The sequence below is a fragment of the Pseudacidovorax sp. genome (genome assembly GCF_017991995.1).
In the GTDB taxonomy this organism is placed as follows: Bacteria; Pseudomonadota; Gammaproteobacteria; order Burkholderiales; family Burkholderiaceae_C; genus Xenophilus.
Map to the genome: position 1 here is coordinate 294,420 of NZ_JAGOPN010000001.1, position 14,321 is coordinate 308,740.

The 14,321-nt window shown below is 67.7% G+C and carries 12 protein-coding genes; 10 read left to right on the plus strand and 2 right to left on the minus strand.

Going from position 1 to position 14,321, the window contains the following annotated elements; translation table 11 throughout:
- Positions 1–15 precede the first annotated feature (15 nt).
- Complete coding sequence (locus tag KBC94_RS01380) at positions 16–2,547, plus strand: YgiQ family radical SAM protein (protein WP_294365543.1); 2,532 nt, start codon at positions 16–18, stop codon at positions 2,545–2,547.
- A gap of 241 nt (positions 2,548–2,788) precedes the next feature.
- Positions 2,789–3,679 carry a DMT family transporter gene (locus tag KBC94_RS01385; protein ID WP_294365545.1) on the plus strand — a complete coding sequence of 297 codons (891 nt, stop codon included), beginning with the start codon at positions 2,789–2,791 and terminating at the stop codon, positions 3,677–3,679.
- Between the two features lie 57 nt (positions 3,680–3,736).
- On the opposite strand, the gene KBC94_RS01390 is transcribed toward KBC94_RS01385, so the two are convergent.
- Entirely contained in the window at positions 3,737–4,624 is an 888-nt protein-coding gene (locus KBC94_RS01390) for a LysR family transcriptional regulator (protein WP_294365952.1), read from the minus strand.
- A 70-nt stretch (positions 4,625–4,694) separates the two neighbouring features.
- Between KBC94_RS01390 and KBC94_RS01395 the strand changes: the two genes are divergently transcribed.
- The 3 genes from KBC94_RS01395 to KBC94_RS01405 all read left to right on the plus strand — a co-directional run bounded on the left by KBC94_RS01395 (position 4,695) and on the right by KBC94_RS01405 (position 7,960).
- Positions 4,695–4,949: a hypothetical protein gene (locus tag KBC94_RS01395; RefSeq protein ID WP_294365547.1), complete on the plus strand. Its 255-nt coding sequence runs from the start codon at positions 4,695–4,697 to the stop codon at positions 4,947–4,949.
- Positions 4,950–5,030: 81 nt separating this feature from the next.
- Positions 5,031–6,143 carry a crosslink repair DNA glycosylase YcaQ family protein gene (locus tag KBC94_RS01400; RefSeq protein ID WP_294365549.1) on the plus strand — a complete coding sequence of 371 codons (1,113 nt, stop codon included), beginning with the start codon at positions 5,031–5,033 and terminating at the stop codon, positions 6,141–6,143.
- A gap of 293 nt (positions 6,144–6,436) precedes the next feature.
- The gene (locus KBC94_RS01405) at positions 6,437–7,960 is read left to right on the plus strand and encodes an ATP-binding protein (RefSeq protein ID WP_294365551.1); all 1,524 of its coding nucleotides are present in this window, start codon (positions 6,437–6,439) and stop codon (positions 7,958–7,960) included.
- A 132-nt stretch (positions 7,961–8,092) separates the two neighbouring features.
- Here KBC94_RS01405 and KBC94_RS01410 read toward each other — a convergent pair whose 3' ends face one another.
- A complete protein-coding gene (locus KBC94_RS01410) occupies positions 8,093–9,067 on the minus strand; it encodes a LysR family transcriptional regulator (protein WP_294365552.1) in 975 nt (324 codons plus the stop codon).
- Positions 9,068–9,291: 224 nt separating this feature from the next.
- On the opposite strand from KBC94_RS01410, the gene KBC94_RS01415 reads away from it, so the two are divergent.
- From KBC94_RS01415 to KBC94_RS01435, 5 genes are all read left to right on the plus strand, one after another.
- A complete protein-coding gene (locus KBC94_RS01415; protein WP_294365953.1) occupies positions 9,292–10,227 on the plus strand; it encodes a tripartite tricarboxylate transporter substrate binding protein in 936 nt (311 codons plus the stop codon).
- A gap of 60 nt (positions 10,228–10,287) precedes the next feature.
- A complete protein-coding gene (locus tag KBC94_RS01420; protein ID WP_294365554.1) occupies positions 10,288–11,004 on the plus strand; it encodes an aspartate/glutamate racemase family protein in 717 nt (238 codons plus the stop codon).
- Entirely contained in the window at positions 10,997–11,908 is a 912-nt protein-coding gene (locus KBC94_RS01425) for a LysR substrate-binding domain-containing protein (RefSeq protein ID WP_294365556.1), read from the plus strand. Before KBC94_RS01420 ends, KBC94_RS01425 begins: the two co-directional genes overlap by 8 nt.
- Before the next feature lie 118 nt (positions 11,909–12,026).
- Positions 12,027–13,181 (plus strand): mandelate racemase/muconate lactonizing enzyme family protein, encoded by a 1,155-nt coding sequence (locus KBC94_RS01430; RefSeq protein WP_294365557.1) that lies wholly within the window; start codon positions 12,027–12,029, stop codon positions 13,179–13,181.
- Positions 13,182–13,307: 126 nt separating this feature from the next.
- Positions 13,308–14,291: a tripartite tricarboxylate transporter substrate-binding protein gene (locus KBC94_RS01435; RefSeq protein ID WP_294365558.1), complete on the plus strand. Its 984-nt coding sequence runs from the start codon at positions 13,308–13,310 to the stop codon at positions 14,289–14,291.
- Positions 14,292–14,321 lie beyond the last annotated feature (30 nt).

The window sequence follows — 14,321 nt, forward strand, 5'->3', positions numbered from 1 at the left end:
CGACCCATCCCACGCATGAACGCACCCGTCGACGTCTCCTTCTTTGCGCGCGCCGCCAAGCCGATCACCAGCTACCGCAAGTACTGGGCGCAGCGCTTCGGCACGGCGAAGTTCCTGCCGACCTCGCGCGAGGAGATGGCCGCCCTGGGCTGGGACAGCTGCGACATCATCGTGGTGACGGGCGACGCGTACGTGGACCATCCGAGCTTCGGCATGTCCGTCATCGGCCGCACGCTGGAGGCGCAGGGCTTTCGCGTCGGCATCATCGCCCAGCCCGACTGGCAGAGCGCCGAGCCCTTCCGCGCGCTGGGCAAGCCCAACCTGTTCTGGGGCGTCACCAGCGGCAACATGGATTCGATGATCAACCGGTACACCGCCGACCGGAAGATCCGCAGCGACGATGCCTACACCCCCGGCGACGTCGGCGGCAAGCGCCCCGACCGCGCCGCCATCGTCTACAGCCAGCGCTGCCGCGAGGCCTTTCCGGACGTGCCCATCGTGCTCGGCGGCATCGAAGGCAGCCTGCGCCGCATCGCCCACTACGACTACTGGAGCGACAAGGTCCGCCGCTCGATCGTGGTGGACAGCAAGTGCGACCTGCTGCTGTACGGTAACGCCGAGCGCGCCATCGTCGAGGTGGCCCACCGCCTGGCCGCGCGCGAGCCGGTGCAGCAGATCACCGACGTGCGCGGCACCGCCTTCGTGCGCCGCGAGACGCCCGAGGGCTGGTTCGAGCTCGACTCCACCGAGGTCGATCAGCCGGGGCGCGTGGATGCGCACCTGAATCCCTACCTGATGGTGTCGGAGCAGGCCAAGGCCCAGGGGCAGACGTGTGCGCGGGAGGAGGAGGCGAATGCGGTGGCTGATGCAGCCAACGCATCGCGTGGCCCGGTGGCCGGCGACGGCGGGACTGTTCTCCCTCCCCCGCTGGGGGAGGGCAGGGGTGGGGGGGCGGCGAAGCCGCTGGTCTTCGTGCCCAACCCTGCGCTCGCCGCGAAGGCCGCGGGCCCCCGCCCCAACCCTGCCCCAGTGGGCGAGGGCGCGAAAGCCAAGGCCCCGCCGCGCGAGAAGACCGTGATCCGCCTGCCCAGCTACGAGCAGGTCAAGGCCGACCCCATCCTCTACGCCCACGCCAACCGCGTGCTGCATCTGGAGACCAACCCCGGCAACGCCCGCGCCCTGGTGCAGGCCCATGGCGAAGGCAACACCGCCCGCGACGTGTGGATCAACCCGCCGCCCATCCCGCTGACCACGGCCGAGATGGACTACGTGTTCGACCTGCCCTACGCCCGCAGCCCGCATCCGCGCTATGCCGACGAGCACGGTCGCCACGACGGCGCGACCAAGATCCCGGCCTGGGAGATGATCCGCTTCAGCGTGAACATCATGCGCGGCTGCTTCGGCGGCTGCACCTTCTGCTCCATCACCGAGCACGAGGGCCGCATCATCCAGAGCCGCAGCGAGGACTCGATCATTCGCGAGGTGGAGGACATCCGCGACAAGGTCGAGGGCTTCACCGGCGTCATCTCCGACCTGGGCGGGCCCACCGCCAACATGTACCGCCTGGGCTGCCGCAGCCCCGAGATCGAGGCCGCCTGCCGCAAGCCCAGCTGCGTGTACCCCGGCATCTGCCCGAACCTCACCACCGACCACGGCCCGCTGATCCAGATCTACCGCCGGGCGCGGGCGCTGCGCGGCATCAAGAAGATCCTGATCGGCTCGGGCCTGCGCTACGACCTGGCCGTGAAGTCGCCCGAGTACGTCAAGGAGCTGGTGCAGCACCACGTCGGCGGCTACCTCAAGATCGCGCCCGAGCACACCGAGGAGGGCCCGCTCTCCAAGATGATGAAACCGGGCATCGGCAGCTACGACCGCTTCAAGAGCATGTTCGAGAAGTACAGCGCCGAGGCGGGCAAGAAGCAGTACCTCATCCCGTATTTCATCGCCGCGCACCCGGGCACGCGCGACGAGGACATGATGAACCTGGCGCTGTGGCTGAAGAAGAACGGCTTTCGCGCCGACCAGGTGCAGACCTTCTACCCCAGCCCCATGGCCACCGCCACGGCCATGTACCACTCGGGCCGCAACACGCTCACCAAGGTGCGCCGCACCATGCGCGACGAGGCCGAGGAGTCGGTGGACATCGTGCGCGGCGAGAAGCGCCGCCGCCTGCACAAGGCCTTCCTGCGCTACCACGACCCGAACAACTGGCCGCTGCTGCGCGAGGCCCTCAAGGCCATGGGCCGCGCCGACCTGATCGGCAACGGCAAGCACCACCTGATCCCGACCTTCCAGCCGGCGACCGATGGTGGCTACCAGAGCGCGCGGCGCAAGAACTCGACGCCGGCGCCGTCGGCGTCCGTGCCCTCCAGCGCCCGCCGCGTCGGCGCAGCACCGCGGCCGGGCACCGTGCTGACCCAGCACACCGGCCTGCCGCCGCGGGAAACGGGCAGTCGCGCCATGGCCGGCAAGGGCGCCGGCAAGCCGGGCGCACCGCGCAGCCCGGCTGCCGCGCCCGGACCGCGCGCAGCGCGCCGGCCGCGCTGAGCCTCGCGGCGCCTCGGCGCCGGCCTATGATCCGGGCCGCCATGATCCGCATCCACCGCTCGCCCCCTCCCGCCGTCCGCGCCTGAACGGGGGCCGTCCTTCCCGCACCGCAGCCGCTGCCTCGTCCTGAGACAGCGGCTTTCGCGTGCGCGGGCGGCCGGATCTTTCCTGCCGGCACGCACGCGGACGGACCCGAAGGCGGTCCCGCTCCGCCCGATGCCGGCGCATCGGATGCATCGTGATGAACAAGACGACGAGTTCTGCCGCCCTGGCGTGGGGCGGCGTGTGGGCGGCGGGCGCCCTCTGGGGCGTGGGCGCCTGGCTGGCGCAGTGGCTGATCGAGGGCGGCGTGTCGCCCTGGACGCTGGCCCTGGCCCGCTTCGGCTTCGGGCTGCCGCTGCTGTGGTGGTGGCATTGGCGGCGATCGCCCGCAGGCCTGTGGCAACGGTTGCCGTGGGCGCAGCGGGGCGGCATCCTGGCCACCGGCGCGGCGATGGCGCTCAATGTCGGTTGCTGGTTTGCAGGCATCGCCCACCTGGGCGCGGCCGTGCCGACCGTGGTGTCGATCTGCTGCGCACCGGTGCTGGTCGCGGCGATGGCAGTGCTGCGCGGCCACGAGCGGCTGACGGTCGCCCTGACGGTCGGCCTGGCCCTGGCGCTCGTGGGCGTCGGCCTGCTGGTGATGCCGGCGCAGACGCAGATGCCGACTGGCTGGGCTGTGGGCCTGGCCTGGTCCTTCGCTTCGGCTTTCCTCTATGCGCTGGTGGTGATGGGCAACGCCCGTATGCCAGCCGAGGTGCCGGCTGTGGCGGCGTCGGCCTGGAGCATGACGATGGCGACGGCATGCGCCGCCGTGCTGGCCGTGGCGGCCGGACTGGCCTGGCCCGTCACGGCGGGCCGCTGGCTGGGGCTGGTCTACACCGGCGTGCTGGCCACCTCGGCCGGCTACCTGCTCTTCGCCTGGGCGGCACGGCGGCTGACGCCGACCGCCACCGTCGTCGGCACCCTGGTCGAGCCGCTGGTGGCTGCGCTGCTGGCCGCATGGCTTTCGGGCGAGGCCATGGCGCCGCGCCAGTGGCTGGGCAGTGCGTTGCTCGGCCTGGCGATGGTCTGGCTGGTCCGGCGCCGCTGAAGGTGGCGAGGACTGGAGCCGTGGGCACGCCCCGCCTCTTGGCGCGCGTGACGGCGGCTAGGACTTGAACCGGTCGATCACGTTCAGCACCGCCGTCACCGCCGGATCGGCCATGCCAGCATGCCGGCTGGCCACCGCCATCGGCCGCATCAGCGGCGGCGCCATCGGGCGAATGCACACCTCGGGCGCGTCCGCCAGGTCGGCCACTTCCTCGAAAGGGAGGATGGCCGCGGCCTGCGCGGCGGCGGCCAGGCTCTTGAGGGCGCCCGGATAGCTCAACGCCAGGTAGGGCCGGGGGCTCAGGCCCGCCTGCCCGAACCAGCCCGCGATCAGCCCGTGCATCTGCGTGGCGGGCGTGAAGCTGGCCCAGCGCCGGCCGGCCAGCCAGCCGGGCGTGATGGCCTCCGGCGGCGCCCAGGCGGCGGGCAGCAGCACCACCATCGCGTCCTGCCGCCAGGGCTGCAGACGGACCTCGGGCGCGGCGGGTTGCGGGCTGGCGACGATGGCGACGTCCAGCGTGCCAGCCTTCAGGCGCCGCATGGCCTCGGCGGAGCCGACGGCCTCCAGCCGCAATTCGATGTCGGGGTTCTGCGCGTTGAGCTGCTGCAGCATCAGCGGCAGCAGCTGCGTGCTCACGCCGGCCGAGACGGCGACCCGCACCATGCCCGCACGGCCGGCGGCCCGGCGCCGCACGCGGTCGACCAGGTCGTCGCCGGCGGCCAGCAGCTTGCGGCCTTCCTGCACCAGCACCGCACCGGCCGGCGTCAGCTCGGCCTGGCGCCGGCCGCGGATGACCAGCGCGGTGTCGAGCCAGCTCTCCAGCTCCTTCACATGCAGGCTGACCGTGGGCGGTGCGAGGTGCAGCGCCTGCGCGGCGGCGGCGAAGGTGCCCAGGTCGGCGATGGCGATCAGGGTCTGGAGTTGGTCGAGGTTGAGCTGACGCATCAGCAATGATGAAGTGAATGCGCAGTAAATTCAACTTTACGCAAGGTTGGCGGAGCGGGAGCATCCGGGCATGTCGATTCCTGATGCTGCCCACCCCGCTGAATACCCCACCGACGCACAGCCCAATTCCCCGACGAGGGCCACGGTCGGCACAGGCGCCGTGCACTCGCAGGTCGCCTGGAAGAGCGGGGCGGAAAAGGTTGGCGAGGAGATCGCTGACGCGCCGCGCACAGGGCGCCGCTTGCTCGACGCGCTGGTGGACCTGCTGGAGCGCGCCGAGGCCCGCATCAGCGCCAACTTCCGCGTGCCGCCGGGTGGCGGCTGATTCCTCCCTCGGCGGCAGGCCCGCCCGGGTGGCATGTCGCGCTCCAGCGCATACCCGAGGCGGTGTGCTGGAATCTGCCGGATGCCTGCCGCCGCCCTCAGTCTCGACCATCTTCGCCGCTATGCCGTCGCGCGCACGCTGTTCACGCCGACCACGCTGCCGGCGGCCATCCGCCGGCTGGGCTTCGTGCAGGCCGACCCGATCCGCGCGCCGGCCCGTGCGCAGGACCTGATCCTGCGCCACCGCGTCACCGACTACCGTGCCGGCGACCTGGAAGCGCGCTACCCGCGGCTGCAGATCGACGAGGACTGCCTCGTCAACTACGGCTTCCTGCCGCGGGAGCACCTCACGCTGATGCACCCGCGCGAGCCCAGGCGCCCCTGGGATGCCGAGACGCAGCGCAAGGCCGACGATGTGCTGGCCTTCGTTCGTGAGCGCCGCCTCGTGCATCCGCGGGAGGTCGAACTGCACTTCGCGCATGGCCGGCGGCAGAACCCCTGGGGCGGGGCCGGCAACCTGGCCACCCACCTGCTCGACGGCCTGCATTACCGCGGCCTGCTGCGCGTGAAACGCCGCGACAGCGGCACGCGCGTATACGAAGTCGCTGCGCACCCGCCGGCCGACGAAACCCCGGCCGGCCGTGCCCGCCGCGCCGCCGCGCTGATCGATCTGGTGGTGCGGACCTATGCCCCCTTGCCGGCGGCCAGCCTGACCTACCTCGTGCGCCTGCTTGGCTACGGCGCGCCGCACCTGAGCGCCCAGACGCAGGCTGCGCTGCGCCTTGCGCGTCAACACCTCGCCGGCGCCACCCTCGACGGTACGACGTGGTACTGGCCGGCCGACGAGAACCCGCGCTCGCGCCGCTGGGTCGTCGATGACCAGCTGCGCCTGCTCGCCCCCTTCGACCCCATCGTCTGGGACCGCCGCCGCTTCACGCTGCTCTGGGGCTGGACGTACAAGTTCGAGGCGTACACGCCGCCGGCGCAGCGGCAATTCGGGTATTACGCGTTGCCGATGCTGTGGGGGGATCGGGTGATCGGGTGGGCGAATGCTGAGGCGGGCGGACGCGGAGGCGCCGTGAGGCTATGTCAGCTGGACTCTTCGGGGCCCCCTGATCAGTTTCTTCAACGCGCTTCGTGCGAGGAATTGATCCGTATCAGGCAATTTCTGATGGAGCGCATCCGTCAAGCTTGAATAGGGCCGCGATCTACGCCGATAAAAGAAAAGGGACCTGCGTCGCTGGAGTTGACCAAAGTCAATCTAAAGGATACGTTCGGCAATTGAAGGTTCCAGGTAACGAAAGGCCGAGCCTGTTCCTATTAAAGGTTGGCTAACCAGTCAATCATCCAATCGGATGGAAAATTTAGGGACATGGCACTTGCCAAGTAACGTGACGTGAGAGATATTAAAGCTCACTGCAATATCAACGCATTTAAAGTTTTGAAAATTGGGGTTTTCTGATCAAATTAAACTAATTTGTAGAAATAATGAAAATTAAGGCAGTCACCGTCAATCGGTTTCGGGGTTATGAAACCGCAGTTAGGATCGAAATTAATAGTTTATGTGTTTTGGTTGGTCAGAATGATCGCGGCAAATCGACCTTACTCGAAGCGTTAGATATTTTTTTTAACGAGGGGAAGGGGTGTGTCAAACTTGACAAAGACGATATAAATAAAAGCTGCTTGAAAAATGGCGAGGACTGTATAGAGATTGAGGTCGAGTTCTCAGAACTGCCGGAAGAAATACTGCTAGACGTTTCGAACAAAACATCCCTCCAAGATGAGTTCCTGGTAACCCCAGAGGGTACATTGCATGTAATTAAGAGGTATCCGGCCGCAGGCAAAGAAAAGGTATTTATTAGAGCGCTCCATCCGACCGCCGTGAGCTGCAAAGATTTACTCCAAAAGAAAATTCAAGACCTTCGAGCGCTTCTTGAAGAACAAAAGCTGGAGTGTCCAGACAAAACAAAAAGTGCTTCACTCAGAAGATCAATTTGGGATGGGCAGGTCGATCTTCAGTTGAGAGAGTGTGAAATTGAAGTAGCTAAGATCGATGCAAAGAACGTGTGGGAACAGTTGAAACTCCACATGCCGTTCTATACGTTATTTCAGTCCGACAGAAAAAACACGGACACTGATGATGAGGTTCAAGATCCAATGAGGATCGCGGTTAGAGAGATATTAGGCGATCCTGAAATTCAGAAAACGCTCGCCTCCGTGGCGGACACCGTAAAGATGCGCCTTGATTTGGTGGCGGGGCGAACGCTCGAAAAGCTGAAAGAGCTAAATTCTTCTATCGCCGAATCGTTGTCGCCTAAGATTCCGGACACGAGCAGCCTCAAATGGATCGATGTCTTTAAAAACGTGTCGATATCGGGAGATAACGACATTCCGATCAATAAGCGAGGTAGCGGCGTGAAACGCCTTGTGCTGATCAGCTTCTTTCGCGCAGAGGCTGAGAGGCGCCAGTCGGAGGCAAGCTTGCCGAACATTGTGTATGCGATCGAAGAGCCAGAAACGTCGCAGCACCCAGATCATCAGCGCGCTCTAACAGACGCATTAATTTCGCTTTCGAAGGCGAAAAGTACCCAGGTACTGCTGACCACACATAGCCCAGAAATTGTTAAGAAACTTCGTTTTGAAGATATTATTCTGGTTTCCGACCGTACTCCTGAAAAGGTGTCGGCTATTCTCAAACACGAGTTACCCTATCCAAGCCTTAATGAAGTGAATTTTGCTGCTTTTGGCGAGGCGAGTTTTGAATACCACAACGAACTTTACGGCTACATCGAAGCAGAAGGAAAACTAGCTCAATACAGGCACGGAAGGGAGTTGCTCCCTTATAAGAAAATTCGTAGAGACGGGAGTATTGAGACAAAAGAGATTGTTCTTACTGAGTATATTCGGCATCAAATACATCATCCTGAAAATATTAATAATCGTACTTTTAGCTTCCAAGAATTAAAAGAGTCAATAAATTCGATGAGAGAATTCATTAAAATTACAGGCTAGATGGCCTAGGCTCGGCAGATAATTGCGTTAAAAGGTTCGCTTGGGACTGTAAAAACTCCGGTTAATTTTTAAGAAAAATCGGGAGTAATATGATCAATGCCAGCTGGCTAACCGTATTTCCAGTTATTAGGTCTAAAACGGTTTTTGTTTAGACGAGTCCCCGCGCTCGCCGTCCAGTAAATACCTCGTCGCCCCCACCGTCCTTACCACCGCCGACAGCAGCGACCGAAACCACACGTGCCCCGGCGCCAATTGTGTGCGCCCATGCCACAACTGATAGAAGCGCATCGGCGGAAAGTCCACCGGCGCGGGCACGATGGCGAGGGGCAGCAGGCCGGCGTAGTACTGCGCAAAGTGCCGGCTGGTGGTGAAGATCAGGTCGGTTCCGGGCAGCAGGTGCGGCGCCAGGCCGAAGTAGGGCACGGTGACCGTGCCGGTGCGGCTCATGCGCTGGGAGGCGAGGGCGGTCTCGACCACGCCGCGCTGGGTCACGCTGTACAGCAGCGGCACCACGTGCGATCCCTGCAGGTAGTCGGCCAGCGTCATGCGGGCGGCGCAGGGGTGGCGTTCGTCGACCAGGCAGACGATCTCGTCCTCCAGCAGCAGCGTGGTGCGCAGATGTTCCGGCGGCTGGGGCCAGTTGCCGATGACCACATCCAGCTCGCCTTCGGCCAGCGCGGCCTCGAAGTCGTAGTCGGGGCCCAGCGGCTGCAGCACCAGCCGGGCCGCGGGCGCGGTCTCGCGCATGTACTGCGCCACGGCGGCCATCAGGGGCGGGGCCAGGTAGTCCGGCGTGCCGATGCGGAAGACCTGCCGCGTGGTGGCGGGGTCGAAGCTGGATTCGGGCGCGAGCAGCGCGTCCAGCTCGCCCAGCACCAGCCGCACCGAGGCATGCAGCTGCATCGCCCGTTCGGTGGGCACCATGCGCTGCTTGTCCTTGATGAGCAGCGGGTCGCCGAAGATCTCGCGCAGGCGCTTGAGGGCGCTGCTGATGGCGGGCTGCGACTGGTTCATGCGCGCGGCGGTGCGCGAGACGCTGCATTCCGCCATCAAGGTGTGGAAGACGCGCAGCAGGTAGGTGTCGAAAGGGTCGTCGGGTCGGGACATGCGGTGGTTGGCTGCACCGCCTTGGTGCCTCGCCGTCGGAATGGCGGGCCGCCAGCGCCTTGCGGCTGATACGGTGCATTCGGTCTTGGCAATTGGCGTGCCGGAGGGCGCTTCGAACAATGCGGGCATTCCCATTGCTTGCGGCGCCCACCATGTCCGAATCCTCTCTGCCTACCTCGTCCTCCTCCCTGCCGCGCCTTCACCGGCGAGGCGTCCTGCGCCTGATGGCGGCCGGGGCGGCGGCGGGTGCCCTGCCGGCCTTCGCCCAGTGGCCCGAGCGGCCGATCAAGATCGTCGTCACCTTCGCGCCCGGCGGCGCCAGCGACATCCTGGCGCGCGTGGTGGCCGAGCAGTTGGGGCGCAAACTGGGCCAGCCGGTGGTGGTGGACAACCGCCCCGGCGCGGGCGGCACCATCGGTGGCCAAGTGGTGGCCACGGCGGCGCCGGACGGCTACACGCTGATGCTCTCCAACACCACGCCCATCGCCCTGGGCCCCTTCACGCTGGACAAGCAGCCCTACGACCCGGTGGCGGCCTTCAGCCATGTGGCCTATCTGGGCTCGGCGCCGCTGGTGGTCATGGCCAGCAAGGAGTCCGGCATCAAGAGCTGGGCCGATCTGGAGGCGCGCGCCAGGAAGGAAGGCCGGCTGGACTTCGGCTCCGGCGGCCCGGGCTCGGTCGGCCACATCCATGGCGAGCTGATCAAGCGCGTGACGGGCGCCAACATGGTGCACGTGCCCTACCGCGGTGGCGCGCCCATGACCACCGATCTGCTGGCCAACATCGTGCCCGTGGGCATCGACGTGATCACGGCCTATGTTCAGTACTTCAAGACCGGCCAGCTGGTGCCGCTGGCCGTCACGGGCACTACGCGCTCACCGCTGATGCCCGAGGTGCCGACCATGGTCGAGCTGGGCCAGCCCAAGCTGGTGCTGGAGAACTTCTTCGGCATCTCCGGCCCGGCCAAGCTGCCGGCCGACACCGTGACCCGGCTGCATGACGCCACCAATGCGGTGCTGGCCATGCCCGAGGTGCAGAAGAAGATGGTCGACCTGGGCATCGTGGCCCAGCCCGAGAGCACCGCGCGCTTCGAAGGCTTCGTGCGCGAGCAGGTGGCCGTGCTGGGGCCGACGGTGAAGGGCGCGGGCATCAAGCTCTGAGTCCGGGCCGGGGCCGCCGTGGGCGGGCCCACAATCCGCAGCTTTGCCCCAGGAGCTGCGATGACCGATTCCGCCTTGCCCGTGCTCGGGCTGATCGTGCCGCCGGCCGATGGCCAGGTGCCTCCCGAAGGGCCTGCGCTCTACGACGGCCGGGTGCGCTTCATCGCCCGGGGCCTCGCGCTGGCGGCCATCCATCCCGAGGGCTTCGACGCGGTGGAAGGGCGCATCGTCGACCTGGCCCGCGCGCTGAAGGCGGCCGGCGCCCAGGCACTCTCGCTGATGGGCACCTCGCTCAGCTTCTACCGCGGCGCAACCTTCACCGAGGACCTGCGCGCCCGCATGGCGGCAGCGACCGACCTGCCGTGCACGACCATGAGCCACGCCATCGTGCGCAGCCTGCGCCAGCTGGGCGTGCGCCGCGTGGCGGTGGCCACCGCCTACATCGACACGCTCAACGAGCGCCTGGCCCGCTACCTGGAGGGCGAGGGCTTCGAGGTCACGGCCGTCCGCGGCCTGGCCATGACCGGCGTGGAGGCCGTCGGCCAGGTCGAGGCCGGGACGCTGGTCGAGCTGGCCCGCAGGGTCTGCGCCGATGGCCGGCCCGACGGCCTGCTCATCTCCTGCGGCGGCCTGCGCACGCTGGACCTGCATCCGCGCCTGGAGCGCGAACTGGGCCTGCCCGTCACGTCCAGCTCGCCCGCCGGCTTCTGGGACCTGATGCGCACCGCCGGCCTGGATGCTGCCTCGCCCGGCCACGGCCGCCTCTTCGATGCCTGAGGGCCTGCAACTGGACCTGGCCACGCTGCGCGTCGTGGTCACGGCCGCCGAACTGGGCTCGATCAGCGCCGCGAGCGACCGTCTGAACCTGGCCATCGCCGCCGCCAGCGCCCGCATCAGCGCGCTGGAGGAATCGCTGGGCCTGCGCATCTTCGAGCGCTCGTCGCGGGGCGTGCGACTCACGCCGGCGGGTCAGATGCTGGTGCGCCGCGGGCGCGAGCTGCTGGCCGATGCCGACCGCCTGTCGCTCGACCTGCACGACCATGCCCGCGGCCTGCAGGGCCATGTGCGCCTGGCGGCCAACACCTCGGCGCTGGTGGAGGTGATGCCCGCCCACCTGCAGCACATGGCCCGCGCCCATCCGCTGATCCGCATCGACGTGGAAGAGCACGGCAGCCTCGACATTCCGCTGCTGCTGCTCGAAGGCCGTGCCGACCTGGGCATCGTGCACATGGCGCATGCGCCGCACGGCATCGCGCTGACCGATTGCTTCGTCGACACGCTGGTGCTGGTGGTGCCGCAGGGGCACGCACTGGCCATGCGCGAGGCCGCGGCGCTGGCCGATGCGCTGGATGAGGACTTCATCTCTCTGGGCGACGGCACGGCGCTCTCCAGCCGGCTGGCCGCCGCCGCGTCGGTGGCGGGCCGCCTGCTCAAGATCCGCATGCAGATGCGCAGCTTCGACGTGGTCTGCCGCATGGTGGCCGGCGGCCTGGGCGTGGCGGTGCTGCCGCGCGAGGCCGTGGCGCCGCAACTGGCCAGCCTGCCCATCCGCGCCGTGCCGCTGACGGACGCCTGGGCCGTGCGCACGCACCGCATCGCCGTGCGCGAGGGCGTGGAGCTGGCGCCGCCCGCGCGCACGCTGTTCGACGTGCTGGCCGGCCGCGTGCCGCGCCCCGCGTAAACCCTCGTCTTCGCGGATCGCGAAAGCGGCCTTCGCGCCGCGGCGTTGTGGCGGGCGGGGGCGGCTTCCTAGACTGGCCGCGTTCCCCCGAAGACCCGAAGCCAGGAGACACCGCCCCATGAAGATTGCCCGCGTCCACGCCACGCCGCTGAACCTGCCGGTCAGCGTCGGCCATGGCGGCCGCACCAAGACCACTTCGCTCTCGCTGTGCCTGGTCGACATCGAGACCGACGACGGCCGCATCGGCACCGGCATGACCGCCATCACCGAGGAGGAGGCCATCGCCGCCATCGTCAACGAGGTGGCCGCCCATCACCTGGAGGGGCTGGACCCGCTGAACCACGAGCAGGTGTGGGACCGGCTGTACTGGCTGCTCACGCCGCGCGGCCAGTCGGGCTATGCCAGCCACGCCATCGCCGCCATCGACCTCGCGCTGTGGGACCTCAAGGGCCAGGCCCTGGGCCAGCCCTGCTGGAAGCTGCTGGGCGGCGCGCGTGCCCAGGTGCCGGTGTATGCCACCTTCGGCTTCGCCTTCTACGACCGCGACGAGCTGGCCCAGGCTGCGCGCGACTGGGTGGGTCGCGGCTTCACCCGCCTGAAGATGACGGTGGGTCACCACGGCCTGGCCCGTCGCGACGAGCCGCGCCCGCTCGACACGCTGATCGCCGAGGACGTGCAGCGCATCCGCGCCGTGCGCGAGGCGGTAGGGCCCGACGTGCAGATCTACATCGACGCCAACTGCAGCCTGGACTACTTCCACGCGCTGTCGCTGGCGCGCCGGGTGGAGGCCTACGACATCGCCTTCTTCGAGGAGCCGGTGACACAGAACGACATTCCCAACCTGGCCAAGCTGCGGGCCAAGACGGCGATCCCGCTGGCGGCCGGCCAGAACGAGGGCCATGCCAGCCGCTTCCGCGACATGCTGGTGGCGCAGGCGGTGGACGTGGTGCAGCCCAATGCCTGCATCACGGGTGGCTTCACGCAGTGCGCGCGCATCGCGGGCATGGCCGCGGCCTTCAACACGCGCTTTGCCAACGGCGGCGCCTGGCCGCACCACAACATGCACCTGCATGCGGGCCTGGCCAACGGCTCGCTGGTCGAGTACCACTCGGTGGCGGTCGAATGCTGCAAGCAGGTGTTCGACGGCCTGCCCGAGCCGCAGGCCGGCGTGCTCGACCTGCCGCAGGCGCCGGGCCTGGGATTCGCGCCCAACCGCGAGCGGCTGCGCGAGCTGGCCAAGCGCCCGGGCTCGCGCGGCGCCGGCAAGGCATGACGGGCTTCACTCCCTCTCCCGCGAGGGGAGAGAGGGAGAAATCCCCCGAGGCGGGCGGCCCCTGGCGCCCATCGACACAACGGCGCGCAGCGCCAGTCCGCGCCCCCACAAGAAAAGGAGACAACGATGACGCCCCCTCACTTCACCCGCCGCCACGCGCTCGCCCTGGCCGCCGCGATGCTGGCCGCCGCGCCGGCCGTGCAGGCGCAGTCCGGCACGTATCCCGAGCGCCCGATCCGCCTGCTGGTCGGCTATTCGGCTGGCGGCGGCGTGGACGCCATGGCCCGCCTGCTCACGCCGCGCCTGTCCACGCTGCTGGGCCAGCAGGTCGTGGTCGAGAACCGCGCGGGCGCCGCCGGCCTGATCGCCGGCGACCTGGCGGCCAAGGCGCCCGCCGACGGCTACACACTGCTGATGGGCGACAGTTCCACGCTGATCGCGCAGTACATGCAGCCGAAGATGTCCTTCGACCCGATCAAGAGCTTCGTGCCGGTCGCCGGTCTGTTCACGCTGCCGCTGATCGTCGTGGCGGGCAACGACTTCCCGGCGAAGACGCCGCAGGAGCTGGTGGCCGCCCTCAAGGCCAGGCCCGGCCACTATTCCTTCGCCACCTCGGGCGTGGGCACGGTGCAGCACCTGGGCTTCGAGCTGTTCAAGGGCAAGACCGGCACCTTCGTCACGCACATCCCCTACCGCGGCGCGGCGCAGATCGTGCCGGACGTGATCAGCGGTCAGGTGCCGCTGGGCGTCGTCAGCGCCACCTCGGCCCTGGCGCAGGCCAAGGGCGGACGGCTCAAGGCGCTGGCGGTGATGAGCCCGGTCAAGCTGGCGGGCGCCGAGGACGTGGCGCCGCTGGCTGCCGCCGTGCCGGGCTTCGATGCCGCGCCGCGCGTGTTCCTGCTGGCACCGGCGGGTACGCCCGATGCGGTGGTCGAGCGGCTGGGCAGCGCCGTGCGCACGGTGATGGCTGCGCCCGACCTGGCCCAGGTCGCCGCGCAGCAGGGCGCCGTGCCGGCCTTCGAGCCGCCGGCCGAACTGGGCCGCAGCCTCGTGCAGGAGTCGCAGCGCTGGGGCCAGCTGATCCGCGAGCAGAACATCGTCGCCCAATGAGCCCCCTTGCACCGTCGCCGAGCGGGTTGG

Coding starts and splice junctions, on each gene's coding strand:
- KBC94_RS01385 (WP_294365545.1), top strand. CDS start 2,789: ATGAACAAGACGACGAGTTCTGCCGCCCTGGCGTGGGGCGGCGTGTGG.
- KBC94_RS01415 (WP_294365953.1), top strand. CDS start 9,292: ATGGCGGCCGGGGCGGCGGCGGGTGCCCTGCCGGCCTTCGCCCAGTGG.
- KBC94_RS01430 (WP_294365557.1), top strand. CDS start 12,027: ATGAAGATTGCCCGCGTCCACGCCACGCCGCTGAACCTGCCGGTCAGC.
- KBC94_RS01425 (WP_294365556.1), top strand. CDS start 10,997: ATGCCTGAGGGCCTGCAACTGGACCTGGCCACGCTGCGCGTCGTGGTC.
- KBC94_RS01420 (WP_294365554.1), top strand. CDS start 10,288: ATGACCGATTCCGCCTTGCCCGTGCTCGGGCTGATCGTGCCGCCGGCC.
- KBC94_RS01390 (WP_294365952.1), bottom strand. CDS start 4,624: ATGCGTCAGCTCAACCTCGACCAACTCCAGACCCTGATCGCCATCGCC.
- KBC94_RS01395 (WP_294365547.1), top strand. CDS start 4,695: ATGTCGATTCCTGATGCTGCCCACCCCGCTGAATACCCCACCGACGCA.
- KBC94_RS01410 (WP_294365552.1), bottom strand. CDS start 9,067: ATGTCCCGACCCGACGACCCTTTCGACACCTACCTGCTGCGCGTCTTC.
- KBC94_RS01380 (WP_294365543.1), top strand. CDS start 16: ATGAACGCACCCGTCGACGTCTCCTTCTTTGCGCGCGCCGCCAAGCCG.
- KBC94_RS01435 (WP_294365558.1), top strand. CDS start 13,308: ATGACGCCCCCTCACTTCACCCGCCGCCACGCGCTCGCCCTGGCCGCC.
- KBC94_RS01400 (WP_294365549.1), top strand. CDS start 5,031: ATGCCTGCCGCCGCCCTCAGTCTCGACCATCTTCGCCGCTATGCCGTC.
- KBC94_RS01405 (WP_294365551.1), top strand. CDS start 6,437: ATGAAAATTAAGGCAGTCACCGTCAATCGGTTTCGGGGTTATGAAACC.